This is a genomic window from Rhodococcus koreensis (assembly GCF_017068375.1).
GTDB lineage: Bacteria > Actinomycetota > Actinomycetes > Mycobacteriales > Mycobacteriaceae > Rhodococcus_F > Rhodococcus_F koreensis.
The window spans coordinates 8241380-8266269 of sequence record NZ_CP070609.1 but is presented as its reverse complement, the minus strand read 5'-3'; the positions used below and the strand labels follow the sequence as shown (position 1 = coordinate 8266269).

Below are 24890 nucleotides of genomic sequence, written 5' to 3'. Positions count from 1 at the left end.
ATGACTCAGAACCCCAACCTCCAGAAGCTCTCCGAAGCCGGCGTCTCGGTGTGGCTCGACGACCTCTCCCGTGACCGCATCGAGTCCGGCAACCTCGCCGAGCTCATCGCGACCAAGAGCATCGTCGGTGTCACCACCAACCCGTCGATCTTCCAGGCCGCGCTCAGCAAGGGCCACGTCTACGACGCACAGGTCCGCGAACTCGCCGAGCGCGGCGCCGACGTCGAGGCCACCATCCGCACGGTGACCACCGACGACGTCCGCGCCGCCTGCGACGTCCTCGCCCCGCAGTTCGAGGCGAGCCACGGCGTCGACGGCCGGGTGTCCATCGAGGTCGACCCGCGCCTGGCCCACGACGCCGACAAGACCGTCGCGCAGGCCGTCGAACTGTGGAAGATCGTCGACCGCCCGAACCTGTTCATCAAGATCCCGGCCACCGAGGCGGGGATCCCGGCGATCGCCAAGGTGCTCGGTGAGGGCATCAGCGTCAACGTCACGCTGATCTTCTCGGTGGAACGCTACGAACTCGTCATGGGCGCCTACCTGGACGGCCTCGAGGCCGCGAAGGCCGCCGGCCACGACGTCTCCCGCATCCATTCGGTGGCCTCGTTCTTCGTCTCCCGCGTCGACACAGAGATCGACAAGCGGCTCGACAAGATCGGCACCCCCGACGCCCTCGCGCTGCGTGGCAAGGCCGGCGTCGCGAACGCCCGCCTCGCGTACGCCGCGTACCAGCAGGTCTTCGAGGTGCAGCCGCGGTTCCAGGGTCTGCTCGCGGCCGGTGCCCGCCCGCAGCGCGCACTGTGGGCGTCGACGGGAGTCAAGAACCCCGACTACCCGGACACCCTGTACGTCGCCGACCTGGTCGCCCCGAACACCGTGAACACGATGCCGGAGAAGACCCTCGACGCGTTCGCCGACCACGGCGAGGTCGCGGGCGACACCGTCTCCGGCACCGCGGTCGCCTCGCAGGAGATCTTCGACCAGCTCACCGCCGTCGGCATCGACCTGCCCGACGTGTTCAAGGTGCTCGAGGACGAGGGCGTCGACAAGTTCGAGGTGTCCTGGAACGAACTCCTGGAGGCCACCGCGGAGCAGCTGCGCGCAGCAGGGCAGAAGAGCTGATACGTGAGCGAGCCCGCAGCGTCAGACGATTGGGTCAATCCACTTCGCGACAGTAGGGACAAGCGCCTACCACGCATCGCCGGGCCGTGTGCGCTGGTGATCTTCGGTGTCACCGGCGACCTGGCCCGGCGCAAGTTGATGCCCGCCATCTACGATCTGGCCAATCGTGGTCTTCTGCCGCCCGGGTTCGCTCTCGTCGGGTTCGCCCGCAGGGATTGGTCGGACGAGGATTTCGGCAAGATCGTCCACGATGCCGTGCGCGACCATTCCCGGACCCCGTTCCGGGAGGACGTGTGGGAGCGGCTGTCGGAGGGCCTGCGTTTCGTCAAGGGCAGCTTCGACGACCCGGCGTCCTTCCAGGAACTGGCGAGCACCCTCGCCACGCTCGAACGCGAACGCGGGACCGGCGGCAATCACGGGTTCTATCTCGCGATTCCGCCGGACGCGTTCCCGGTGGTCCTCAAGCAGCTGTCCGAGGCCGGCCTCGCCCGGTCGAACGACAGCCAGTGGCGCCGGGTGGTCATCGAGAAGCCGTTCGGTCACGACCTCGCGAGCGCACGTGAGCTCAACGCGGTCGTCAACGAGGTCTTCCCCGAGGACACCGTCTTCCGGATCGACCACTACCTCGGCAAGGAAACCGTTCAGAACATCCTGGCGCTGCGCTTCGCCAACCAGTTGTTCGATCCGATCTGGAACGCCCACTACGTGGATCACGTGCAGATCACCATGGCCGAGGACATCGGTCTCGGTGGCCGGGCCGGGTACTACGACGGCATCGGGGCGGCGCGCGACGTCATCCAGAATCACCTGCTGCAACTCCTCGCGTTCACCGCGATGGAGGAGCCGATCAGCTTCGAACCGTCGGAGTTGCAGGCGGAGAAGATCAAGGTGCTCTCCGCCACCACACTCGCGCAGCCGCTCGACGAGACCACCGCGCGTGGCCAGTACGCGGGCGGCTGGCAGGGCGGCACCCGGGTGGTCGGTCTGCTGGAGGAGGACGGCTTCTCGCAGGACTCCACCACGGAGACGTTCGCCGCCATCACCCTCGAGGTCGACACCCGCCGCTGGGCGGGTGTGCCGTTCTACCTCCGCACCGGGAAGCGGCTCGGCCGCCGGGTCACCGAGATCGCCGTGATCTTCAAGCGCGCGCCGCACCTGCCGTTCGATCGGACGATGACCGAGGAACTCGGGCAGAACGCGCTCGTCATCCGGGTGCAGCCGGACGAGGGTGTGACGATGCGCTTCGGATCCAAGGTCCCGGGATCGAGCATGGAGGTCCGCGACGTCAACATGGACTTCAGCTACGGTCAGGCGTTCACCGAATCGTCCCCCGAGGCGTACGAACGCCTCATCCTCGACATGCTGCTCGGTGAACCTTCCCTGTTCCCCGTCAACGCCGAGGTCGAATTGTCTTGGGAGATCCTCGATCCGGCGCTCGCCGCCTGGGCCGCGGAGGGCAAACCGGAACCGTACGAGGCAGGCACGTGGGGTCCCCCGTCCGCGGACGAAATGATGCACCGCACCGGTCGCGAATGGAGAAGGCCGTAGATGATCATCGACATCCCCTCGACCACCACCGGCCAGGTCAACAAGAAGCTGGTGGAGCTCCGGAAGACCGGCGGGGCGGTGACGCTGGGACGGGTTCTCACCCTGGTGGTGTGCACCCGGGACAGCGAGAACTCCGAGGACATCATCGACGCCGCCAACGAGGCGAGCCGGGAGCATCCCTGCCGTGTCATCGTCGTCGCCCGCGGTTCCCGCGACGCCGAGCCCCGGCTGGACGCCCAGATCAGGGTCGGTGGTGACGCCGGCGCCTCGGAGGTGGTGGTGCTCCGCCTGTTCGGCGAACTCGCCGACCACGAGAGCAGCGTGGTCGTGCCGTTCCTGCTCCCCGACACCCCGGTCGTCGTCTGGTGGCCCGAGACCGCTCCCGCCGTCCCCGCGAAGGATCCGGTCGGGAAGCTCGCGATCCGGCGCATCACCGACGCCACGGACCGTGCGGATCCCGCCGCCGAGATCAAGGGCCGCCTCGCCTCCTACACGTCCGGAGACACGGATCTGGCGTGGAGCCGCATCACGATGTGGAGGGGGCTCATCACCTCGGCCGTCGACCAGCCACCGCACTCGCGCATCGAATCGGCAGTGGTGTCGGGGCTCGTGGACGAGCCCGCCGTCGACATGATCGCCGGATGGCTGGCGGGCCGTCTCGATGCGCCCGTCAGCCGCAGGGTCGGACCGCTGTTCGTGACCCTCGAGTTCGCGGACGGCGGCACGCTGACCATCAGCCGCCCGCAGACCGGCACCACCGCGACGTTGTCGCGGACCGGCAAACCGGATGCGCTGGTGGCGCTGGGCAGGCGGGAGACCCGCGACTGCCTGGCCGAAGAACTCCGCAGACTGGACCCCGACGAGGCCTACGAGGCCGCACTCGCCGGGCTGACGAAGGTGACGTATGAGTGACATCCACGTAGAAGTGCACCCCGACACCGCCACGCTGGTGACGAAGGCCGCGGAGCGGTTCGTAGCCACCGTCGTCGCCGCCCAGAAGGACCGCGGGTCGGCGTCGGTGGTCCTCACCGGCGGCGGCACCGGGATCGGGTTGCTCGAGAGGGTCCGGGAGAACCCGGGCGACATCGACTGGCGCGCGATCGACATCTTCTGGGGTGACGAGCGTTTCCTGCCCGCCGGCGATCCGGAGCGCAACGACGTGCAGGCGCGGGCCGCGCTGCTCGACCACGTCGACGTCGATCCCGACCGCGTGCACACCATGCCCGTCGCGGACGGGATCTACGAGAACGACCCGGAGGCGGCCGCCGTCGCGTACGCACAGGTGCTCGGGGCGCACGCCGACGGCAGGCAGGTCCCGGTCTTCGACGTCCACCTGCTCGGCATGGGCGGTGAGGGACACGTCAATTCGCTGTTCCCCGACACCGACGCGGTCCGCGAGGAGCACCGGTTCGTCGTCGCGGTGACGGACTCCCCCAAGCCGCCGCCGGTGCGGGTCACGCTGACCCTGCCCGCCGTCCGGCACGCCGACGAGGTGTGGCTCGTCGTGTCCGGTGACGCCAAGGCCGAGGCCGTGGCCGCGGCGATCGCGGGCGCACCGCCCGTCGAGATCCCGGCGTCCGGGGCGCGCGGACTCTCGGCCACCCGGTGGCTGCTCGACACGTCGGCCGCGTCCCGGCTGCCGAACTGACCCTCGCCGAACTGACCCTCGCCGAACTGAGGCTCTCATCCGACGGGGTCCTCGTCGTCGTCCGCCGGTAACCCGGCGGGCGACCGGGGGTCCCGTTCGACGGGTGTCCGGGTGACCCGGCATTCGGTGACGATCCGGCCGGCCCGACGCGGGCTCGCCGTCCGCGTCCCCCGCCGCCCGATTCCGCCGCGCCAATAGACCGGGTCACCCGCGCATCGCCTCATCCGTCGCCCCACTTCGTCTCGGAAACGTTGTGCTCTTTCCCGTTTTGACGCAGGGACGGACGGTTCGGTTCCCCCGCCCCGGAAGAAAGTTCATGCACTTTCTCGCGGGGCGCGGGAACCGCCCTCGCTACCCGCTGTTGCGCAGTGCGGTCGCCAGCCCGTTCATCGTGAGCTGGATGCCGCGGCGCGTCTGATCACTGTCGTCCCCGGCCCGGTAGCGGCGCAGCAGTTCCACCTGTAGGTGGTTGAGCGGCTCGAGGTACGGGAACCGGTTGTGCACCGACCGCTCCAGACCGGGATTGTCCGCGAACAGCGTGTCGTTCCCGGTCACGGCCTTGTACATCCGGATGGTCCGCTCGTGCTCCTCGGCGATCTTGCCGAACACCCGTCGCCGCAGTTCCTCGTCGGGGACGAGTTCCGCGTAGCGGGCGGCGAGACCCATGTCGGACTTCGACATCACCATCGCCAGGTTCGACAGTACGGTCCGGAAGAACGGCCACGTCTCGTAGAGGCGGGACAGCATCGCCACCCGTTCGGGGTCGCCCTGCGTCCATTCCTCGAACGCGGCGCCGGTGCCGTACCACCCGGGCAGCATGACCCGGGACTGACTCCACGACAGCACCCACGGGATGGCCCGCAGGTCGGAGATGGACGTGGTCTGCTTGCGGGAGGCCGGACGGCTGCCGATGTTGAGCGCCCCGATCTCCGCGACCGGCGTCGACATCTCGAAGTACTCCACGAATCCGGGTGTCTCGTGCACCAATTCGCCGTAGGCGCGGCGGGCCAGCGCGGCGAGTTCGTCGAGGATGCGGTACGCCGGTTCGGCGTCGTCGCCGAGGCCCTCGACATCGAGCAGGGTGGCCTCGAGGGTAGCGGCGAGCAGCGTTTCGAGATTGCGTTGCGCGAGGCGGGGTTCCGCGTACTTGGCGGCGATCACCTCGCCCTGTTCGGTGATCCGCAGCGATCCGGCCACCGCGCCGGGCGGCTGCGCGAGGATCGCCTCGTAGCTGGGTCCGCCGCCGCGGCCCACGGTGCCGCCGCGACCGTGGAAGAGCCGCAACCGGATTCCCGTCTTGCGGGCCGCATCGACCAGGTCGAGCTCGGCGCGGTACAGCGCCCAGTTGGCCGCCAGGTAGCCGCCGTCCTTGTTGGAGTCGGAGTACCCGAGCATCACTTCCTGGGCGTCGCCGCGCACCGACACCAGGGCCCGGTAGATCGGGACCTCCAGGGTGGCCTCGAGGGTGGCGGCGCCCTGCTGCAGGTCTTCGATCGTCTCGAACAGCGGCACGATGCCCACCGGGCAGGACGGCGCCTCCCCCGACCCGGGATCGAGGATGCCGACCTCCTTCAGCAGGACCGCAGCCTCGAGCATGTCGCTGACGGAGGTGCACATGCTGATGATGTAGTTGGGCACCGCGCCCGCACCGAGGGTCCGCACCGCGTCGGCGCCGGCCTGGAGAATGGCGAGTTCCTTCGCCGTCAGTTCGCTGAACTCGGCGTTCGCCGTGGTCAGGGGGCGCCGGGTGGACAGTTCCGCCGACAGCAATTCCACCCGCTCGTCCTCGGACAGCGACGAGTAGTCGGCGTGCACCCCCGCCCACGCCAGCAGTTCGGCGACGACGGTCTCGTGCACGTCCGAGTTCTGCCGCATGTCGAGGCCGGAGAGGTGGAAACCGAACACCTCCACCGAGTCCCGCAACGTCGCCAGTCCGTCGTCGGCGATCGTGCCGTCGCCGCCGCGCCGCAGGGAGTCGTCGACGACGTCGAGTTCGCCGAGCATCTGCCGCGGCGTGTCGTAGGGTGCGAGCCCGAGGTCGAGCCCGTGATCCGGCGCCGCCCCGAGGATGCGGTGCGCCGTGGCCGTGAGCCGCCCCCGGATGCCCCGCACCGCGCGCCGGTACGGCTCGTCGGCGCGGAACGGTGAATCGTCCTGGGACGCCGCGGCCAGGAGGTCGAGGGCGGGCGTCACGGTGACGAGACGGGCCGACATGGACAGTTCCCGCTCGAGTGTCTCGAGTTGCCCGAGATGATGCTCGAGCGCGGTGGCCGCGGCCTGGGTCGTGGCCTGACGGACCACCTCGTCGGTGACGTAGGGATTGCCGTCGCGGTCCCCGCCGATCCACGATCCGGGACGCAGGATCGGTTCCCGGCCCAGATCGGCGTCCGGCCACCGCGACTGCAGGGCACTGCGCAGTTCGGCGTTGATCTTCGGGACGACCTCGAACAGCGCCGCGTCGTAGTACCGCAGCCCGACCTCGATCTCGTCCTGGATCCGCAACCGCGACAACCGGATCAGCGCGGTCTGCCACAGGGTGAGGATCTGCCGCCGCAACCGGACGTCGACGTCCGCCGTCTCGGATTCGGTCAGGGCGGTGCGTTCGCGGTACCGCATCAGTTCGGTGATCCGCGTCTGGGTCTCGAACACCGTGCGGCGACGGGTCTCGGTGGGATGCGCGGTGATGACCGGCGACACGAGCGCCCCGCGCAACGCGTCCGCGACGACGTCGCTGCCCAGATGAGCGGCGTCGAGCTTGGCGAACGTGGCGGTCAGGGTGCTGTCGGGCGCGGGTTCACCGGCGGCGACGTGGACGGCGCGCCGGCGTTCGCGGTGGTTGTCCTCGGCGAGGTTGGCCAGCAGGGCGAAGTGGCTGAAGGCCCGGATGACGGGAATGGCGTCGCTCGTGGACACCTCGGTGAACATGTCGGCCAGATCGGCGCGGTCGATCTCGGAACGACGAACCCGGAACGATTCGACCCTGGCCTTCTCGACGAGGTCGAAGACGCCGTCTCCGGCCTGCTCCCGCACTATCTGACCGAGGATGCCGCCCAGGAGCCGAATGTCTTCGCGGAGTGGTTCAGTGGCCTCACGTGGGGTTTCGATCATGCATCCAGTATCGACCGGTGACGGCCCCTCTGCATGATGAAGCGGATCAGCCGAACTTGATCTCCAGACCGATACCGATGATGGCGATGAACCAGATCAGACCGGTGAAGATGGTGAGCCGGTCGAGGTTCTTCTCGACCACGGTGGAACCGGACAGGCTGGACTGGACGCCGCCGCCGAACAGGCTGGACAGACCGCCGCCCTTACCGCGGTGCAGCAGCACCAGCAGAATCAGCAGCAAGCTGGTGATCACCAGCAAGATATCCAGGAACAGTTCCATGTCTGTCTACGTCCACCCATCCAGTAGGAACAACTACGACCTCGTACACCCTACAGGCGCTCCGCGCCCGTGCGCCTTTCCGGTACCCACCGCTACCGGAAAGGCGCACGAGCGCCGAAGGCGCCTTACGGCAGAGGTCCGCCCGCGGCGATCGCCGACAGGGTGGCGAACTCGTCGGCCTTCAGTGACGCGCCGCCCACGAGGGCGCCGTCCACATCCGTCTGACCGACGATCTCGCCGACGTTCTTCGCGTTGACGCTGCCGCCGTACAGAACACGGACACCGGACGCGACGTCCGGCGAGGCCAGCTCGCCGAGCGTGGCGCGGATCGCGGCGCAGACTTCCTGCGCGTCCGCGGCACTGGCCACCCGGCCGGTGCCGATGGCCCACACCGGCTCGTACGCGATGACGACCTTGGCGACGTCATCGGCGGACAGTCCGGCGAGGGAGCCCCGCAACTGCTCGACGTTGTAGGCCACGTGCTCGCCTGCCTCGCGGATATCGAGGCCCTCACCGATGCAGACGATCGGAGTGAGCCCGTTCTTCAGCGCGGCCTTGGTCTTGGCCAGCACGGTGTCGTTGTCCTCACCGTGCAGGGTCCGGCGCTCCGAGTGCCCGACGACGACGAACGTGCAGCCCAGCTTGGCCAGCATGGATCCGCTGATCTCGCCGGTGTACGCGCCCGAATCCTGGGCCGACACGTCCTGCGCACCGTAGGTGAGCAGGAGCTTGTCGCCCTCGACGAGGGTCTGCACGCTGCGGATGTCGGTGAACGGCGGGATCACCGTCACGTCGACCTTGTCGAAGTACTTCGCCGGGAGCGAGAAGGCGATCTTCTGTACCAGCGCGATGGCCTCGAGGTGGTTCAGATTCATCTTCCAGTTGCCGGCGATCAGCGGCTTCCGTGCCATGCCTCAGCCCTCCAGAACTGCGATGCCGGGGAGTTCCTTGCCCTCGAGGTACTCGAGGGAGGCGCCGCCACCGGTGGAGATGTGCGAGAACCCGTCCTCGGGCAGACCGAGCTGGCGCACCGCCGCGGCGGAGTCACCGCCACCGACGACGCTGTACGCGCCCTTGCCGGTGGCCTCGATGATCGCCTCGGCGACACCCTTGGTGCCCGCGGCGAACTTCTCGAACTCGAACACACCCATCGGGCCGTTCCAGAACACGGTCTTCGCGCTGGTCAGGATCGCCGCAAACCGGCGAACCGACTGCGGTCCGATGTCGAGTCCCATCCAGCCGTCCGGGATCTCGAGCACCGAGACGATCTTCGATTCGGCGTCGGCCGAGAACGAATCGGCGATGACCACGTCCTGCGGGATGTGGATTACGTCGGCGTACTGCTCGAGCAGCGCCTTGCACGTGTCGATCATCGATTCCTCGCACAGCGAGTTACCGACCGAGACGCCCTGCGCCGCGAGGAACGTGTAGTACATGCCGCCGCCGATGACGAGGGTGTCGACCTTGGGGGCCAGCGCCTCGATCACCGCGAGCTTGTCCGACACCTTGGATCCACCGAGCACGACCGCGTACGGCCGCTCGGGCTCCTCGGTGAGCTTGCCGAGCACCTCGATCTCGGCGTCGACGAGCTTGCCCGCGTAGTGCGGGAGCAGCTTCGCGACCTCGTACACCGACGCCTGCGCGCGGTGCACGACACCGAACCCGTCGGACACGAACGCACCGTCGTCGCCGACCAGTTCGACCAGAGCCTTGGCGAGCTTCGTCCGCTCGGCCTCGTCCTTGCTGGTCTCCCGCGGGTCGAAGCGGATGTTCTCCAGCAGGAGGACGTCGCCGTCGGTGAGTCCCTCCGCGCGTGCCAGCGCGTCCTGGCCGACGACGTCGCCGGCGAGCTGGACGTTGCGCCCCAGCACCTCGGCGAGTTTCACCGCCACCGGTGCGAGGGAGTACTGCGGGTCGGGTTCGCCCTTGGGGCGACCCAGATGGGCGGTGACGATGACCTTGGCGCCCGCCTCCGCCAACGCCTTCAGCGTCGGCGCGGAAGCGAGGATGCGCCCGGGATCTGTGATCCGGTCACCGTCGAGCGGAACGTTGAGGTCGGAGCGCACCAGCACGGCACGCCCTTCGACCCCAGCGTTCAGCAGATCGTCGAGAGTCTGAACTGCCACTGTTATACCGGACCTTCGCTCAGAGAGACTTGGCGACGAGACCGATGAGGTCGGCCAGACGGTTGGAGTAACCCCACTCGTTGTCGTACCAGGACACGATCTTGGCCTGATCCTCGATGACCTTGGTGAGGCCGGAGTCGAAAATCGAGCTGTGCGGGTCGGTGACGATGTCGGACGACACGATCGGGGCGTCCGTGTACTTCAGGATGCCCTTGAGCGGTCCCTCGGCGGCAGCCTTCATCGCGGCGTTGATGTCCTCGACGCTGGCCGACTTCCGCAGGTTCGCGGTGAGGTCGGTGACCGAACCCGTGGGGATCGGGACGCGCAGCGCGTAGCCGTCCAGCTTGCCGAGCAGCTGCGGGAGGACCAGGCCGATGGCCTTGGCGGCACCGGTTCCGGTGGGGACCACGTTCAGCGCGGCGGCGCGGGCGCGACGCAGGTCGCTGTGCGGGCCGTCCTGCAGGTTCTGGTCCTGGGTGTACGCGTGGACCGTCGTCATGAGGCCCTTGACGATACCGAACTCGTCGTCGAGCACCTTGGCGATGGGACCGAGGCAGTTCGTGGTGCAGGAGGCGTTGGAGATGATGTTCTGGCTGCCGTCGTACTTGTCGTCGTTGACGCCCATCACGATGGTGATGTCCTCGCCCTTGGCCGGGGCGGAGATGATGACCTTCTTGGCGCCGGCCTCGAGGTGGCCCTTCGCCTTGGCTGCGTCGGTGAAGATGCCGGTGGACTCGACGACGACGTCGACGCCCAGGTCGCCCCAGGGAAGCGCCGCGGGGCCTTCCTTGATGGCGAGCGCCTTGATCTTCTGGCTTCCGACGACGATGGTGTCTTCACCCTCGAGCGAGACGTCGTGCGGGAGACGACCAAGGATGGAGTCGTACTTCAGGAGATGCGCCAGCGAAGCGTTGTCCGTGAGGTCGTTGACCGCCACAATCTCGATGTCGGTGGTTCCGAGCGCCTTCTGCGCATCCACCGCCCTGAAGAAGTTACGTCCGATACGGCCGAAACCGTTTACGCCTACCCGGACAGTCACAATCTGCTCCTTTGCGCATGATTCTGGTTGTGCAGCTCTGCTCCCGCGCCGCTACGACACCACCGACGGGTGGCCGGCGCGGGTTTCATCGGTCGATGTGGTTCTTACCCTAGTGCGCGAGCCACGCGCGCGCGCAGTCACCTCGGGGCGCCCTCCGCCGGGCCGCCCCGACCGGAACGAACGGGACGCTCGTTCGATCTGACGCGACGAGCGTCCCGTTCGTCCGGTCAGGCGTCGTCGAGAAGGTCTGCGGTGACGGCCGACTCGGTGTCCGGGATGCCGGTCTCCTTCGCCTTGCGGTCCGCCATCGACAGCAGTCGCCGGATGCGGCCTGCCACGGCGTCCTTCGTCATCGGCGGGTCGGCGAGCTGGCCGAGTTCCTCGAGGGACGCCTGCCGGTGCTCCACCCGCAGGTGCCCCGCGGCCGCCAGGTGGTCGGGGACCTCGTCACCGAGGATGTCGAGGGCCCGCTCGACGCGTGCCGCGGCCGCGACCGCGGCACGCGCGGAGCGGCGCAGGTTGGCGTCGTCGAAGTTGGCGAGCCGGTTGGCGGTGGCACGGACCTCCCGGCGCATGCGCCGTTCCTCCCACACGAGGCGGGTGTCCTGGGCTCCCATCCGGGTGAGCAGCGCGCCGATGGCCTCGCCGTCGCGGATCACGACGCGGTCGGTGCCGCGGACCTCGCGGGCCTTCGCGGAGATGCCCAGCCTGCGCGCCGCCCCGACGAGGGCGAGCGCCGCTTCCGGGCCGGGGCAGGAAACCTCGAGCGCGGACGAGCGTCCCGGCTCGGTCAGTGAACCGTGCGCCAGGAACGCACCGCGCCACGCGGCTTCCGCGTCGGCGACGCTACCGCCGACGACCTGCGCGGGAAGCCCGCGCACGGGGCGTCCCCGCAGGTCCAGCAGCCCGGTCTGGCGGGCGAGGGCCTCCCCCTCCTTCGCGACCCGCACGATGTACCGGGACGACTTGCGCAGCCCGCCCGCGCTGAGGACGTGGACGTCGGCGCTGTAGGTGAACAGGTCGAAGATCTCGCGCCGCAACCGGCGGGCCGTGGACCCCAGATCCACTTCCGCCTCGACCACGACCCGGCCGCCGACGATGTGCAATCCCCCGGCGAACCGCAGCAGCGACGAGACCTCGGCCTTCCGGCAACTCACGTGAGTGACGACGAGACGACTGAGTTCGTCTTTGACCTCTGCTGTCATTGCCACGAAGCGCTCTCCCTTTCCTCTGGTGTCTCGGCCGCTTCGCTCCCCCGAGACCCCGCATCGGGGTCGCTCCAGAGCTGTTCGAGAACGGACGCAAGTTTTCCTGCATGGTGCGTGTGGGTGCCGTGCTCGGACACGTCGGCGTAGACGACGCGTGCCCGGAACTGTCCGGCGGCGCGGGCGAGGTGCTCGCGCTCGCGCCCCGGTGGAACCGAACCCGAATCGACGACGACGAAGTCGACGGTGAGTTCGGGTGCGTGTTGGGACAGTACGTGCAGATGACGCTCGGTGGAGAATCCCGCGGTCTCGCCGGGTTCCGGAGCCAGGTTGAGTACCAGCACCTTCCGCGCGGGGGTGGCGATCAGCGTGTCGAGGAGTTCGGGCACGAGAACGTGCGGGATGACACTGGAGAACCACGACCCGGGGCCGAGGACGACCATGTCGGCGACGTCGATCGCCCGGACCGCGTCCGGGCAGGCGGGCGGATTCGCCGGCAGCAACCGCACGCGGCGCACCTTGCCGGGGGTGGTCGCGACCGCGACCTGACCGCGGATGCAGCGGCTGACCCGGGGGTCCGCCTCGAGGCCCTGCACGTCGGCCTCGATGTCCAGGGCGATCGGCGACATCGGCAGCACCCGCCCGTCGATCCGCAGCAGCCGGGCGAGTTCGTCGAGCGCGGCGACGGGGTCGCCGAGCACCTCGGTGAGACCGGCGAGGATGAGATTGCCCACCGAGTGTCCGGCGAGGGCGCCGATTCCGCCGAATCGGTGCTGGATGGTGTCGGTCCAGTCCTGCACCTCGGGGTCGTCCGCGGCGAGCGCGGCGAGCGCCATCCGCAGATCCCCGGGCGGGATGACGCCGAGTTCGGCCCGCAGCCGTCCCGAGGATCCGCCGTCGTCCGCGACGGTGACGACGGCGGTCACGTCACGGCTGAGCCTGCGGGCGGCGCTGAGGGTGGCGAACAGCCCGTGGCCCCCGCCGAGCGCGACGATCGCGGGCGCCTGGCGCACCGGCCTCATTCGCGCCCCAGATCACGATGGACGACACGCACGTTCAGCCCGGAGTCCTTTCCGAGCCGGCCCGCCAGGGCCTCCGACATCGCGACGCTGCGATGTTTCCCCCCGGTGCATCCCACCGCGATGGTCATGTAGCGCTTCCCCTCCCGACGATATCCGGCGATCGTCAGATCCAGCAGGTGGTGGTACGTGGCGAGATAGTCGTCCGCACCGTCCTGCGACAACACGTAGTCCCGCACGTCCGCGTTCTGCCCGGTGTGCGGACGCAACTCGGGGATCCAGTGCGGGTTGGGCAGGAACCGGACGTCGCAGACGAGATCGGCGTCCATCGGAAGACCGTACTTGAAACCGAACGACTGGACTGTTACCTGCATGGTGCGGTTCTCGGCGTCGCCGAACGCGTCCTCGATCTTCTGCCGCAACTGGTGCGCGGCGAGGGACGACGTGTCGATCACCAGATCCGCGGCGGCCTTCACCTTCGCGAGCTGGTCGCGCTCGGCGGCGATGCCCTCCGACAGGGTGCCCTCGGCGCCCCCGCCGGACAGCGGGTGACTGCGGCGGACCTGTTCGAATCGGCGGACCAGGACCTCGTCCGACGCGTCGAGGTACAGCACCCGCGTGTGCACGGGCTTGCTCTCCAGTTCGGTGAGGACCCAGCCGAGGTCGCCGGTGAACAACCGGCTGCGCACGTCGATGACGACGGCGAGCCGCTCGAGCCGCGAATCGGATTCCAGGCTCAGATCCACCATCCGGGAGATCAGTTCCGGGGGAAGGTTGTCCGCGACGTACCACCCGAGGTCCTCGAGGACCTTCGCCGCCGTCTGCAGACCCGCCCCGGAGAGCCCGGTGACGAGAAGGAAGTCCATCGGCCGAACCGTGGGCGGACGGTCGCTCTGCGCGTGCTGCTCGTTCACTCGACACCTGTCCGTTGCGATGCGCTCTGTGCTGCCGGGCCGTGCTGTCCTACCGGTTCGCGGGGTAGGTCCGCGCCGTTGCGTTCTGCCGTGCCCGGCCCGTTCCGATCTGCTTCATCATCCCCCACTCCCACGACGTCCGCAGACGGTTCCTCCGCCCCGAGAGCGGTGAGTACCGCCTTCGCCGTGGCCGTTCCGATGCCGGGCACGGCGGTGATCTCCTCGACGGAGGCCTGTTTGAGTTTGGCGACGGAGCCGAAGTGCGTCACCAGGGCCTTGCGGCGGGTGTCGCCGAGACCGCGGACCGAGTCGAGTGCGGAGGCCGTCATCCGGCGGGACCGTTTGCTGCGGTGGAACGTGATCGCGAAGCGGTGCGCCTCGTCCCGCACCCGCTGCAGCAGGTACAGCGACTCGCTGGTGCGCGGGAGGATCACCGGGTCCTCCTCCCCCGGCACCCACACCTCCTCGAGCCGCTTGGCCAGCCCGATCACGGCGACGTCGGTGATGCCCAGTTCGTCGAGCACCGCCGAGGCCGCGGCCACCTGCGGGGCGCCGCCGTCGACGACGAACAGGTTCGGTGGGTACGCGAACCGCCGCGGCCTGCCGGTCTGCGGGTCGATCGCCGCCTCGGGGGCGAGGTCGCCGCCGTCGCCGCCGGACACCTGGTCGGCGTCCGTCCCGGCCGCTTCCGCGCGCAGCACCCCGACGTCACGGTTGTGCCGGAGGAACCGGCGCCGGGTCACCTCGGCGATGCTGGCGACGTCGTCCGAGCGGCCGTCGCCGGCGGCCTCCTTGATGGCGTAGTGCCGGTAGTCGGACTTGCGCGGCAGCCCGTCCTCGAAGACGACGAGGGAGGCCACCACGTCGGTGCCCTGCACGTGGCTGATGTCGACGCACTCGATGCGCAGCGGCGCCGAATCCAGGTCGAGGGCCTCCTGGATGCCCTGCAGGGCCGCCGACCGCGACGTGAAGTCTCCGGCGCGGCGCAGCTTGTGCTGTTGCAGCGCCTCCATCGCGTTGCGCTGCACGGTCTCGGCGAGCGCCTTCTTGTCGCCGCGCTGGGGCACCCGGAGACGGACGGCGGAACCGCGGAGACCGCTGAGCCATTCCTGCACCTGCTCGGCGTCCGGCGGCAGCACCGGCACCAGCACCTCCCGCGGCACCCCGCCGCTGCCCGCCTCCTGGTCGGCCGCGCCCGACAGCGCCGCCTGCTCGCCGTAGAACTGGGTGAGGAACTGCTCGACGAGCAACGGCAGGTCCGAGCCCGCCTCGGAATCGACGCTGGCCCAGTCGATGACGTCGCCGGCCTTCTCGACCACCCAGCCGCGCTGCCCGCGGACGCGGCCGCCCCGGACGTGGAACACCTGGACCGCGGCCTCGAGTTCGTCGGTCGCGAATGCGGCGACGTCGGCGTCGGTGCCGTCGCCGAGCACGACGGCCTGCTTCTCGAGCGCCCGCCGCAACGCGCCCACGTCGTCGCGCAGTCGCGCCGCCGTCTCGAAGTCGAGTTCCTCGGACGCCTGCTGCATCCGGGCCTCGAGCTGCCGGACCAGCTTGTCGGTGCGCCCCGACAGGAAGTCGCAGAAGTCCTCGACGATCTTGCGGTGTTCGGCCGCGGACACGCGTCCGACGCACGGCGCGGAGCACTTGTCGATGTAGCCGAGCAGGCAGGGCCGGCCGATCTGGTTGTGCCGCTTGAACACCCCTGCCGAGCAGGTGCGGGCGGGGAACACCCGCAGCAGCAGGTCGAGGGTTTCGCGGATGGCCCACGCGTGCGAGTAGGGGCCGAAGTAGCGGACACCCTTGCGCCGCGGGCCGCGGTAGACGAACAGCCGCGGGTACTCCTCGTTCAGGGTGACCGCGAGAACCGGGTACGTCTTGTCGTCGCGGTAGCGGACGTTGAACCGGGGATCGAATTCCTTGATCCAGTTGTATTCGAGCTGAAGCGCCTCGACCTCGGTGCTCACCACGGTCCACTCGACGCTGCCGGCCGTGGTCACCATCTGGCGGGTGCGCGGGTGCAGCGTCGAGACGTCGGCGAAATAGGAATTCAGCCGTGATCGAAGACTCTTCGCCTTCCCGACATAGATGACCCGGCCGTGCGGATCGCGGAACTTGTACACCCCAGGGTCGACCGGAATCGTTCCGGTCGCGGGGCGATATGTCGAAGGATCGGGCACCCCTCCACGTTAGTCGGCGCCACCGACCAACCCCGCATCCGCGGCGTCGCGGAGGGGTGGCCGCCGGTCAGGACGGCGCGTACTCCGACGCGAGCGCGCGGAACCGGTCGACGGCGTCCACGGCGTACTCGCGATCGTTCGACTGGATGGCCATCACGGCCAGGTACTCGTCGTCGGGCAGCTCGATCCGGGCCCACGCCGCGCCGTCCGGGAAGGACAGCCCCTCGTACAGGTCCCAGTCGACGATCCGCTCACCGAGCACGTTGCGCACGCCGATGCCGCGGGGCCCGATGCGCACCCGCGGGCGGGTCAGCAGCAGGACGGCGGCCGCGAAGAGGCAGCCGATGCCCGCGAACGCCAACTGGTCGGCGAGCCGGAAGTACACGCCCGTCGAATCGCCGCGCAACAGGATCGCGAACGTCACGTGCACGACCACGAGCAGGACCGCCACCCCGATCGCGTAGCGGCGGGACTTGCGTGGCTTCGCGACGAGAGTCCACTCGGATTCGGGGGTGGTCACGGGTGGATCCGGATCATGCGAAGGACTCCTCGGCCCGGCGCAGCCGCGCCAACGTGACGGCGGTGTCGAGTGCGGCCGCGCATGCCTGCCCGCCCTTGTCCTCGACGGCTCCGGGCAGGCCGCTGCGGTCGACGGCCTGCTGCTCGGTGTCCGTGGTGAGCACACCGTTCCCGACCGGGGTGCTTTCGTCCAGCGAGACCCGGGTCAGACCGGCCGTGACGGCGTCGCAGACGTATTCGAAGTGCGGGGTCCCGCCGCGGATCACGACACCGAGCGCGACGACGGCGTCGTGGCTGCGGGCGAGCGCCTGCGCGACCACGGGCAGTTCGATGGCGCCCGCGACGCGGACCAGCGTCACGTTCTTCACGTTCGCCTCGGCGGCCACCCGCTGCGCGCCGGCGATCAGCGCCTCCGAGATCTCGGCGTGCCAGCTGCCTGCGACGATGGCGAGCCGGAGGTCGCCGGCCTCCCCGAGTTGCAGCTCCGGCAGTCCCTCGCCGCTCACAGCATCTCCCCCGCTTCGAAGTCGTCGAGCCCGATCAGGTCGTGGCCCATGCGGTCGCGCTTGGTGCGCAGGTACGTCAGGTTCTCGGCGTTCGCCCGCAGCGGCATGGACACCCGCTCGGTGATCTGCAGCCCGTAGCCGTCGAGTCCGACGCGCTTGGCCGGGTTGTTGGTGAGCAGCCGCATCGAGGAGATGCCCAGGTCGACCAGGATCTGAGCGCCGATGCCGTAGTCGCGGGCGTCGGCGGGCAGGCCGAGCTCGAGGTTGGCGTCGACGGTGTCCGAGCCGGCGTCCTGCAGCTGGTAGGCCTGCAGCTTGTGCATCAGGCCGATGCCGCGGCCCTCGTGCCCGCGCATGTACAGGACCACCCCGCGGCCCTCCTGCGCGACCATGTCCAGGGCGGCGTCGAGCTGGGGACCGCAGTCGCAGCGCAGCGAACCGAACACGTCGCCGGTGAGGCACTCGGAGTGCACGCGCACCAGCACGTCGCTGCCGTCGCCGTCCGGGCCGGGCAGGTCGCCGCGGACCAGGGCCACGTGCTCGACGTCGTCGTAGATGCTCCGGTACCCGACTGCGGTGAACTCGCCGTGCCGGGTGGGGATGCGCGCGGACGCGACCCGCTCCACGTGCTTCTCGTGCTTGCGGCGCCACGCGATCAGGTCGGCGATGGAGATCAGCGCGAGGTTGTGGTCGTCGGCGAAGACCCGCAGCTCGTCGGTCTGGGCCATGTGGCCCTCGTCCTTCTGGCTGACGATCTCGCAGATCACGCCTGCGGGACGCAGGTCGGCCATCCGGGCGAGGTCGACGGCGGCCTCGGTGTGACCGGGACGGCGCAGCACGCCGCCCTCCTTGGCCCGCAGCGGCACGACGTGGCCGGGGCGGGTGAAGTCCTGGGCGCCGCTGGCCGGGTCGGCCAGCAACCGCATGGTGGCGGCGCGGTCGGACGCGGAGATGCCGGTGCCGATGCCCTCGCGGGCGTCGACGGTGACGGTGTACGCGGTGCCGTGCTTGTCCTGGTTGGTGGCGTACATGGGGGGCAGGCCGAGGCGGTCGCAGTCGGCGCCGTCGAGCGGCACACAAAGGTAGCCGGAGGTGTATCGAACCATGAAGGCAACCAACTCGGGGGTGGCTTTCTCCGCGGCGAAGATGAGGTCTCCCTCGTTCTCGCGGTCTTCGTCGTCGACGACGACGACAGCCTTGCCTGCGGCGATATCCGCAACGGCGCGCTCGATAGTGTCGAACCTGGTCACGTGCTCGGTCTCCAAAGTCTTGACTGACGCATCTTCGAATACAACGGATGCATCCGTGGGATGCTCCTCAACAGTACGACTCAGCGGCCGGCCGCTTGCAGCCGCTCCACATACTTCGCGATCACGTCGACCTCGAGGTTGACGGGCGTCCCGACGGACGCCGCCCCGAGCGTGGTCAGTTGCAGCGTGGTCGGGATGAGCGAGATCTCGAAGTATTCGGCGCCGCGTTCCCCGCCGAGCGCCGACACCGTCAGCGACACACCGTCGACCGTGATCGAACCCTTCTCCACGACGTACCGGGAGATGGCGTCCGGAAGGGCGATGCGCACGACCTCCCAGTTCTCGGACGGGCTGCGGCTGATGATGTGCCCGGTGCCGTCGACGTGGCCCTGGACGAGGTGGCCGCCGAGGCGGCTGTTCAGCGCGGCGGCCCGCTCCAGGTTGACGCGGCTGCCCACGTCGATCTTCTCCAGACTCGACCGGTTCAGCGTCTCCTGCATGACGTCCGCGGTGAAGGAGCCGTCGGCGAGCACCTCGACGACGGTCAGGCACACACCGTTCACCGCGATCGAATCGCCATGCGACGCATCGGAAGTCACGACCGGACCACGCACGGTGAACCGTGCGGCATCGGCCAGTTCCTCCTTGGCGACGATCTCACCCAACTCTTCGACGATCCCGGTGAACACTGTGGCTTCTCCTACGTTCGGTGACTGTCAGGGTTTTCGGACACTGCTGGAACCAGACTCAACAACAGATCGGGGCCGATTGTTTCGACCGACTCGTGCCGGAACCGCAGGGCGCCGTCGATCGTCTGCACACCCGCCTCCGACACCGCGGACGCACCCGCACCGAGGACCAGCGGGGCGAGGTACGCCTGGATGCGGTCGACCCGGCCCGCGGCGAGGAACGCGCCCGCCAGCCGGGGCCCGCCCTCGAGCAGCACGTCGGTGTAGTCGGCGAGCGCGGCGAGGACCTCGTCCACGTCCCGGGTGCGCAGCACCAGCGTGGGCGCCGAGTCGTCGAGGACGCGGGCGCCGGGCGGGATGTCGCCGAGTCCGACGACGACGCGCACCGGCTGGTGCGCCGCGAGCGACCCGTCGGGCGTCCGGGCCGTCAGGCGCGGGTCGTCGGCCAGCACCGTCCCCGTCCCGACCACGATCGCATCGAGTTTCGCGCGGTCGGCGTGCACGCGTTCGCGCGCCTCGGGGCCGGTGATCCACTGACTGGTGCCGTCGGCGGCCGCGCTGCGCCCGTCCAGGGTGGCCGCGTACTTCCAGGTCACGTGCGGTCGTCCGGTGCGCTGCCGGTGCAGCCAGGCCCGGAGCGGGCCGCGTTCGACGTCCTGCGCGCGCAGACCGGACGTCACTTCGACGCCCGCGGAGACGAGGGTCTCGGCGCCGCCCGCGGCCTCCGGGTTCGGGTCGCCCACCGCGTAGTGCACGGCGACCACACCGGCGTCGAGGAGCGCCCGCGAGCACGGCCCGGTGCGGCCGTGGTGGTTGCACGGTTCCAACGTGACGACGGCGGTGCCGCCGCGGGCGGCGTCCCCCGCCTCCCGCAGCGCGACGACCTCCGCGTGGGGGCCGCCCGGCGGCTGCGTCATCCCGACGCCGGCGATGCGCCCGGCGGCGTCGAGGACCACCGCGCCGACCGCCGGGTTCGGGCTGGTGAATCCGCGCGCCGACTCCGCGGCGCCGATCGCGATCTGCATCGCGGCGTCGAGGTCCGCAGCCGAATTCTCGTGCCGCACGTGGGGGTTCACGATGTGCCGGGTGCCGCTACCGCGACAGGCTCAGGTGCGGCGACGCCTTCGCGGCGCTGGCCCGCAGCGCGCGCACGGCCTCCGCGGGATCGCTCGTGCCGTAGACGGCGGAGCCGGCGACGAAGCAGTCGACGCCGGCTTCGGCGGCGGCCTCGACGGTGTCGGCGTTGATGCCGCCGTCGATCTCCACGACCAGCCGCAGCTCACCCGAGTCGACGAGGCGGCGGACGGCCTTCGCCTTCGACAGGACCTCCGGGATGAACGACTGACCACCGAAGCCGGGTTCGACGCTCATGACGAGGAGTGTGTCGAAGTCCTTCAGGATTTCCAGGTACGGCTCGATCGGCGTGCCGGGCTTGACGCTGAGGCCGGCCTTGGCGCCTGCGGCGCGGATGTCCCGGGCGACGGACCGGGGGTCGTCGGTCGCCTCGGCGTGGAACGTGACGTTGTGCGCGCCGGCCTCCGCGTAGGGCGGCGCCCAGCGGCCGGGGTCGTCGATCATGAGGTGGCAGTCGAGCGGGATGTCCGTCGCCGCGAGGAGACTCGTCACGACGGGGAGGCCGAGGGTCAGGTTGGGCACGAAATGCGCGTCCATCACGTCGACGTGCAGCCAGTCGGCACCGGCGACCGCGTCCGCCTCCTCGGCGAGACGCGCGAAATCGGCAGACAGAATGGACGGTGCGATCATCGGGGTTGCCACGCGCCGAAGTTTAGTCGTACGCGTGTGGGGGCCGGGTCACGCGGTCCATACTGGGCGCATGCCGACCTGGACGGACGTCGTGGCGATCGGTGCGTCTCTGCCGGAGGTGCAGGAGAGCACCTCGTACAACACCCCGGCACTGAAGGTGGCGGGCAAGTTGCTCGCCCGGTTGCGGGCCGAGTCGGACGGCGGCCTGGTGGTGATGTGCGACCTCGACGAGAAGGCGGCCCTGCTCGCCGAGGGCGCGCCGTTCTACACCACCGCGCACTACGACGGCCACGGTTCGATCCTCGTGGACCTCGAGAACATCGACGTCCCGCAGCTGACCGAGTTGCTGCGGGACGCCTGGCGGATCAAGGCCCCGGCGAAGCTGCGCAGGCAGTTCGACCAGATCTGACGGGTCGGCGCCCGCACACCGGCCCGGACCCTCATCGGATCGGCGTCAGACGCCGAGCTTGAGGCCCGCCCCCGCATCGACCCGGAGTTGCTGACCGGTGACGAACCGGGACTCGTCGGACGACAGGAACACCACCGCGTGCGAGATGTCCTCGGGTTCGACCCACGGGGTGGGCATCGCCTGCATGAACGGGAACGTGACCTTCGCGTCCTCGGCGGTCGGGTTTTCGAGGTCGGGGCGGAACGTGCGGAACATCGGGGGGCTCTGCAGCATGTCCGTGTTGCAGTTGGTGGGGTGGATCGCATTGACGCGGATGGACTTCGGGCCCAGGGTGAGCGCGAGCGAGTTGGTGTACGTCCACAGCATCTTCTTGGCGAGGCCGTAGCCGTCGCCGCCCGGCCCCTGCAGGGCCTGCTGGCCGTTCAGGCCGGTCTGCGGGACCAGCCCGGCCACCGACCCCGTCGCGATGATCGACGCGCCGGCGTCCAGGTGCGGGAGGGCCGAGTGAATCGTGTTGATCACACCGACGAAGTCGACGTCGAACGCATCGACGAAACCCTCGACGGGCACGTCGTTCCCGAGGGGCGCGATTCCCGCGTTGGCGACCACGACGTCGAGCCGTCCCAGCGTCGCGACCGCGGCGTCGAGTTCGCGGCGCAGCGCCGCCCGGTCGCGCACGTCCACCTTGGCGGTGACGACGCGGCGCCCCGCCTTTTCGACGAGCCGTCCCGTCTCCGCGAGGTCGGCCTCGGTGGCCAGCGGGTACTCGTTGGATGCGATGTCCTCGCAGAGGTCGAAGGCGATGATGTCGGCGCCCTCGTCGGCGAGATGCACCGCATGACTACGACCCTGGCCCCGCGCCGCTCCGGTGATCAGAACGACCTTCCCCGCTACCCGATTCATCTGAAGTCCTCCACTCGCTTCGTGACGTACGTCTCTGTCGCGAGAAGAATTAGAACACGTTTCACAGTAAAAAGTGAAACAGGTTCTACCGAGTGTCGGGCGGAGGACCGGGCAGCGGGAAGGCGACCGCCTAGGGCTTGCGCAACGCGGCCATGAACATCGCGTCGGTCCCCTGCCGGTGCGGCCAGAGCTGGACGCTCGGACCGTCCCCCAGACCCGGCACCCCGGGAACGAGCTCACGCGTGTCGAGCGCCGTGAGCCCGTGGCGCCGCACCGCGTCCGCGACCACGGCCACCGTCTCGGACAGGTGCGGCGAACATGTCGCGTACAGGATCACGCCACCCGGGCGAACCAGCTCGGCGGCCGACGCGAGGAGTTCCCGCTGCAGTTTCGCGAGCCCCGCCACGTCCGACGGCTGCCGGCGCCACCGCGCCTCCGGACGTCGGCGCAGCGCACCCAGTCCGGTGCACGGCGCGTCGACCAGGATGCGGTCGAACCCGCCCTCCAGCCCGGGATCGCGGCCGTCGGCGACGTGCACGTCGACCGGAAGTTCCTTCGTCGTCTTGCGGATCAGGTCCGCACGGTGCGCCACGGGCTCCACGGCGTCGAGACGCCCGCCCTCGATCCCGGCGAGCGCGCCGAGCAGGGCGGCCTTGCCGCCGGGGCCCGCGCACAGGTCGAGCCACCGGCCGGTGTCCGGGCCGTCCAGCGGCGCCAGCGACAGTGCCCGGGCGACGAGCTGGCTGCCCTCGTCCTGCACTCCGGCGAGTCCCTCGCGGACCGCGTCGAGCAGACCCGGGTCGCCGCCGTCCAGGTAGACGGCATACGGCGAGTACCGGCCCACCTCGCCGCCGGTGGCGAGCGCGAGTTCCTCCGACGAGATCTCCCCCGGGCGGGCGACGAGATGCACCGCGGGCCGCGCGTCGTCGGCGACGAGCACGTCCTCGAGTTCCCCGGCGTCGGCGCCGAGCGCGTCCGCGAACACCTGCGCGATCCACGTGGGGTGCGCGTGCTCGAACGCCAGCCGGCCCACCGGGTCGGCCGGGGCGAGACGCTCCACCCACTCCGCCTCCGACCGCTCCGACACCCGGCGCAGCACGGCGTTGACGAACCCCGCCTTCCCCGGACCGGCCTCCGCACGGACCAGGTCGACGGAGGTGGCGACGGCGGCGTGCGGGGCGACGCGGGTGCGCAGCAGCTGGTAGGCGCCCAATTGGAGAACGTCGAGGAGCGGTCCGTCGATCTCGGCGATCGGCCTGCCCGCGCAGTCAGCGATCACGGCGTCGAGGAGCCCTCGGGCACGGGCGGCGCCGTAGGCCAGTTCCGTGGCGAGGGCGGCGTCGCGTCCGTCCAGGCGCCGCTCACGCAACAGCCCGGGCAGGACGAGGTTGGCGTAGGCGTCGCGTTCCCGGACGGCGCGCAGCACGTCCCTCGCGGCGAGCCGTGGCTGGTCGAGTCCGGACTGGGACGCGTCGGGGCGGCGCGCCTGACGGGGGCGGTTGATGCGGCCCCCCGAGCCGGACTGGCCGCGACGTGCGGGCCTTCTGGATTCGCTCACTGTGCCCGTACCTCCGCGTCGAGTCGTGCGCCTCGCGCCCAGTCCAGGGCGGCCATCTGTTTCTTGCCCTGCGGCTGGACGCGGTCGAGCCGCACCGCCACCGTGGACGTCCCGATCAGAAATCCGGACTTGGTCACGGAGATCTCCCCCGGCTCCAGTCGCTCGTCCGTCACGGTGACCGGGCCGACCTTGACGCGCAGATCACCGATCGTCGTCCAGGCGCCGGGCGCGGGGGTCACCGACCGGACGTGCCGGTCCACCACCGCAGCCGTTCTGTCCCACCGGATCCGAGCCGCCTCGACCGTCACCTTGGCGGCGTGCGAGACCCCCTCGGCCGGTTGCGGGACCGCGGTGATCGCGCCGTCCTCGATCCCGTCGAGGACCGACTCCAGGAGCACGGCGCCGCTGTCAGCGAGGCGTCCGAGGAGGTCGCCCGCGGTGTCGGTGTCGCGGATCCGCTCGGTGACCACCCCGTAGACCGGGCCGGTGTCCATCCCCGCCTCCAACCGGAACGCGCTCGCACCCGTCATGTCGTCGCCCGCGCCGATCGCGGCCTGCACGGGGGCGGCCCCGCGCCACGCCGGCAACAGCGAGAAGTGCAGGTTCACCCAGCCGTGGGCCGGGATGTCGAGCACCTTCTGCGGCAGCAGCGCCCCGTAGGCGACGACGGGCGCGCAGTCGGGTGCGAGGTCCGTGAGGCGCGCCAGGAACTCCGGTTCCGTGGGCCGCTCCGGGGTGAGCACCTCGATGCCGTGGAAGTCGGCGAGCGCGCCGATCGGTGAGCGGACCACCTTACGTCCACGTCCGGCGACCGCGTCGGGACGCGTGATCACCGCCACGACGTCGTGGCGCGGCGAACGGATCAGTCGCTCGAGTGAGGGAACGGCGGGCTCGGGGGTTCCGGCGAAGACTATGCGCACGCCGGCGACCCACACGACGGATGGTGGACCGCTGCGCGGGCCGAAACGGTACTCACGAAGAAAGCTCCCCTTGGATCGACGATGTGCCGACCAGTCTAGGGAGTCGCACACGGGCCATGACACTCGGCGAAGCGATTCCGCGGAACCGCCCACAGCGACGGCGGACGGGTATTGACTGTT

23 protein-coding genes are annotated in these 24890 nt (G+C 69.9%); 5 read left to right on the top strand and 18 right to left on the bottom strand.

Annotation, left to right across the window (positions count from 1 at the left end):
• The 4 genes from tal to pgl are packed head-to-tail and all read left to right on the top strand — an operon-like array spanning position 1 to position 4321.
• On the top strand, positions 1 to 1125 hold the full coding sequence (gene tal / locus JWS14_RS37605; protein WP_072942098.1) for a transaldolase: 1125 nt from the start codon (positions 1 to 3) through the stop codon (positions 1123 to 1125).
• A 3-nt stretch (positions 1126 to 1128) separates the two neighbouring features.
• Positions 1129 to 2673, top strand: coding sequence for a glucose-6-phosphate dehydrogenase (gene zwf, locus JWS14_RS37600; protein WP_072942100.1), 1545 nt, complete (start codon positions 1129 to 1131; stop codon positions 2671 to 2673).
• Positions 2674 to 3585, top strand: coding sequence for a glucose-6-phosphate dehydrogenase assembly protein OpcA (gene opcA, locus JWS14_RS37595; protein WP_072942102.1), 912 nt, complete (start codon positions 2674 to 2676; stop codon positions 3583 to 3585).
• Positions 3578 to 4321, top strand: coding sequence for a 6-phosphogluconolactonase (pgl, locus tag JWS14_RS37590; protein WP_072942104.1), 744 nt, complete (start codon positions 3578 to 3580; stop codon positions 4319 to 4321). The genes opcA and pgl overlap by 8 nt, the downstream gene beginning before the upstream one ends.
• 351 nt (positions 4322 to 4672) lie before the next feature.
• Here pgl and ppc read toward each other — a convergent pair whose 3' ends face one another.
• From ppc to rpe, 15 genes are all read right to left on the bottom strand, one after another.
• A complete protein-coding gene (gene ppc / locus JWS14_RS37585) occupies positions 4673 to 7429 on the bottom strand; it encodes a phosphoenolpyruvate carboxylase (RefSeq protein WP_072942106.1) in 2757 nt (918 codons plus the stop codon).
• Between the two features lie 46 nt (positions 7430 to 7475).
• Positions 7476 to 7709: a preprotein translocase subunit SecG gene (gene secG, locus JWS14_RS37580; RefSeq protein ID WP_072942108.1), complete on the bottom strand. Its 234-nt coding sequence runs from the start codon at positions 7707 to 7709 to the stop codon at positions 7476 to 7478.
• A gap of 125 nt (positions 7710 to 7834) precedes the next feature.
• Positions 7835 to 8620, bottom strand: coding sequence for a triose-phosphate isomerase (tpiA, locus tag JWS14_RS37575; RefSeq protein WP_206015427.1), 786 nt, complete (start codon positions 8618 to 8620; stop codon positions 7835 to 7837).
• Between the two features lie 3 nt (positions 8621 to 8623).
• A complete protein-coding gene (locus JWS14_RS37570; RefSeq protein WP_072942111.1) occupies positions 8624 to 9835 on the bottom strand; it encodes a phosphoglycerate kinase in 1212 nt (403 codons plus the stop codon).
• A gap of 19 nt (positions 9836 to 9854) precedes the next feature.
• Positions 9855 to 10874 (bottom strand): type I glyceraldehyde-3-phosphate dehydrogenase, encoded by a 1020-nt coding sequence (gene gap, locus JWS14_RS37565; RefSeq protein WP_015890630.1) that lies wholly within the window; start codon positions 10872 to 10874, stop codon positions 9855 to 9857.
• 227 nt (positions 10875 to 11101) lie between these two features.
• Complete coding sequence (whiA, locus tag JWS14_RS37560) at positions 11102 to 12085, bottom strand: DNA-binding protein WhiA (protein WP_005262275.1); 984 nt, start codon at positions 12083 to 12085, stop codon at positions 11102 to 11104.
• Positions 12076 to 13101, bottom strand: coding sequence for a gluconeogenesis factor YvcK family protein (locus tag JWS14_RS37555; protein WP_072942113.1), 1026 nt, complete (start codon positions 13099 to 13101; stop codon positions 12076 to 12078). The genes whiA and JWS14_RS37555 overlap by 10 nt, the downstream gene beginning before the upstream one ends.
• The gene (gene rapZ, locus JWS14_RS37550; RefSeq protein ID WP_072942446.1) at positions 13098 to 13964 is read right to left on the bottom strand and encodes an RNase adapter RapZ; all 867 of its coding nucleotides are present in this window, start codon (positions 13962 to 13964) and stop codon (positions 13098 to 13100) included. The genes JWS14_RS37555 and rapZ overlap by 4 nt, the downstream gene beginning before the upstream one ends.
• A gap of 44 nt (positions 13965 to 14008) precedes the next feature.
• Positions 14009 to 16192 carry an excinuclease ABC subunit UvrC gene (uvrC, locus tag JWS14_RS37545; RefSeq protein WP_072942114.1) on the bottom strand — a complete coding sequence of 728 codons (2184 nt, stop codon included), beginning with the start codon at positions 16190 to 16192 and terminating at the stop codon, positions 14009 to 14011.
• 67 nt (positions 16193 to 16259) lie between these two features.
• Complete coding sequence (locus JWS14_RS37540; RefSeq protein ID WP_072942116.1) at positions 16260 to 16712, bottom strand: PH domain-containing protein; 453 nt, start codon at positions 16710 to 16712, stop codon at positions 16260 to 16262.
• Positions 16713 to 16725: 13 nt separating this feature from the next.
• Positions 16726 to 17217, bottom strand: coding sequence for a 6,7-dimethyl-8-ribityllumazine synthase (gene ribH, locus JWS14_RS37535; protein ID WP_072942117.1), 492 nt, complete (start codon positions 17215 to 17217; stop codon positions 16726 to 16728).
• On the bottom strand, positions 17214 to 18467 hold the full coding sequence (locus tag JWS14_RS37530; protein ID WP_072942447.1) for a bifunctional 3,4-dihydroxy-2-butanone-4-phosphate synthase/GTP cyclohydrolase II: 1254 nt from the start codon (positions 18465 to 18467) through the stop codon (positions 17214 to 17216). Before JWS14_RS37530 ends, ribH begins: the two co-directional genes overlap by 4 nt.
• 80 nt (positions 18468 to 18547) lie before the next feature.
• Positions 18548 to 19156 (bottom strand): riboflavin synthase, encoded by a 609-nt coding sequence (locus JWS14_RS37525; RefSeq protein ID WP_072942119.1) that lies wholly within the window; start codon positions 19154 to 19156, stop codon positions 18548 to 18550.
• Between the two features lie 11 nt (positions 19157 to 19167).
• Positions 19168 to 20220 (bottom strand): bifunctional diaminohydroxyphosphoribosylaminopyrimidine deaminase/5-amino-6-(5-phosphoribosylamino)uracil reductase RibD, encoded by a 1053-nt coding sequence (gene ribD, locus JWS14_RS37520; RefSeq protein ID WP_072942120.1) that lies wholly within the window; start codon positions 20218 to 20220, stop codon positions 19168 to 19170.
• Positions 20221 to 20248: 28 nt separating this feature from the next.
• Positions 20249 to 20932, bottom strand: coding sequence for a ribulose-phosphate 3-epimerase (gene rpe, locus JWS14_RS37515; protein WP_072942121.1), 684 nt, complete (start codon positions 20930 to 20932; stop codon positions 20249 to 20251).
• Positions 20933 to 20990: 58 nt separating this feature from the next.
• On the opposite strand from rpe, the gene JWS14_RS37510 reads away from it, so the two are divergent.
• On the top strand, positions 20991 to 21329 hold the full coding sequence (locus JWS14_RS37510; RefSeq protein ID WP_095860621.1) for an MmcQ/YjbR family DNA-binding protein: 339 nt from the start codon (positions 20991 to 20993) through the stop codon (positions 21327 to 21329).
• A gap of 45 nt (positions 21330 to 21374) precedes the next feature.
• Here JWS14_RS37510 and JWS14_RS37505 read toward each other — a convergent pair whose 3' ends face one another.
• From JWS14_RS37505 to fmt, 3 genes are all read right to left on the bottom strand, one after another.
• Entirely contained in the window at positions 21375 to 22232 is an 858-nt protein-coding gene (locus JWS14_RS37505; protein ID WP_206015426.1) for a mycofactocin-coupled SDR family oxidoreductase, read from the bottom strand.
• 130 nt (positions 22233 to 22362) lie between these two features.
• Complete coding sequence (locus JWS14_RS37500) at positions 22363 to 23790, bottom strand: RsmB/NOP family class I SAM-dependent RNA methyltransferase (protein WP_206015425.1); 1428 nt, start codon at positions 23788 to 23790, stop codon at positions 22363 to 22365.
• On the bottom strand, positions 23787 to 24710 hold the full coding sequence (gene fmt, locus JWS14_RS37495) for a methionyl-tRNA formyltransferase (protein WP_095861038.1): 924 nt from the start codon (positions 24708 to 24710) through the stop codon (positions 23787 to 23789). Before fmt ends, JWS14_RS37500 begins: the two co-directional genes overlap by 4 nt.
• Positions 24711 to 24890 lie beyond the last annotated feature (180 nt).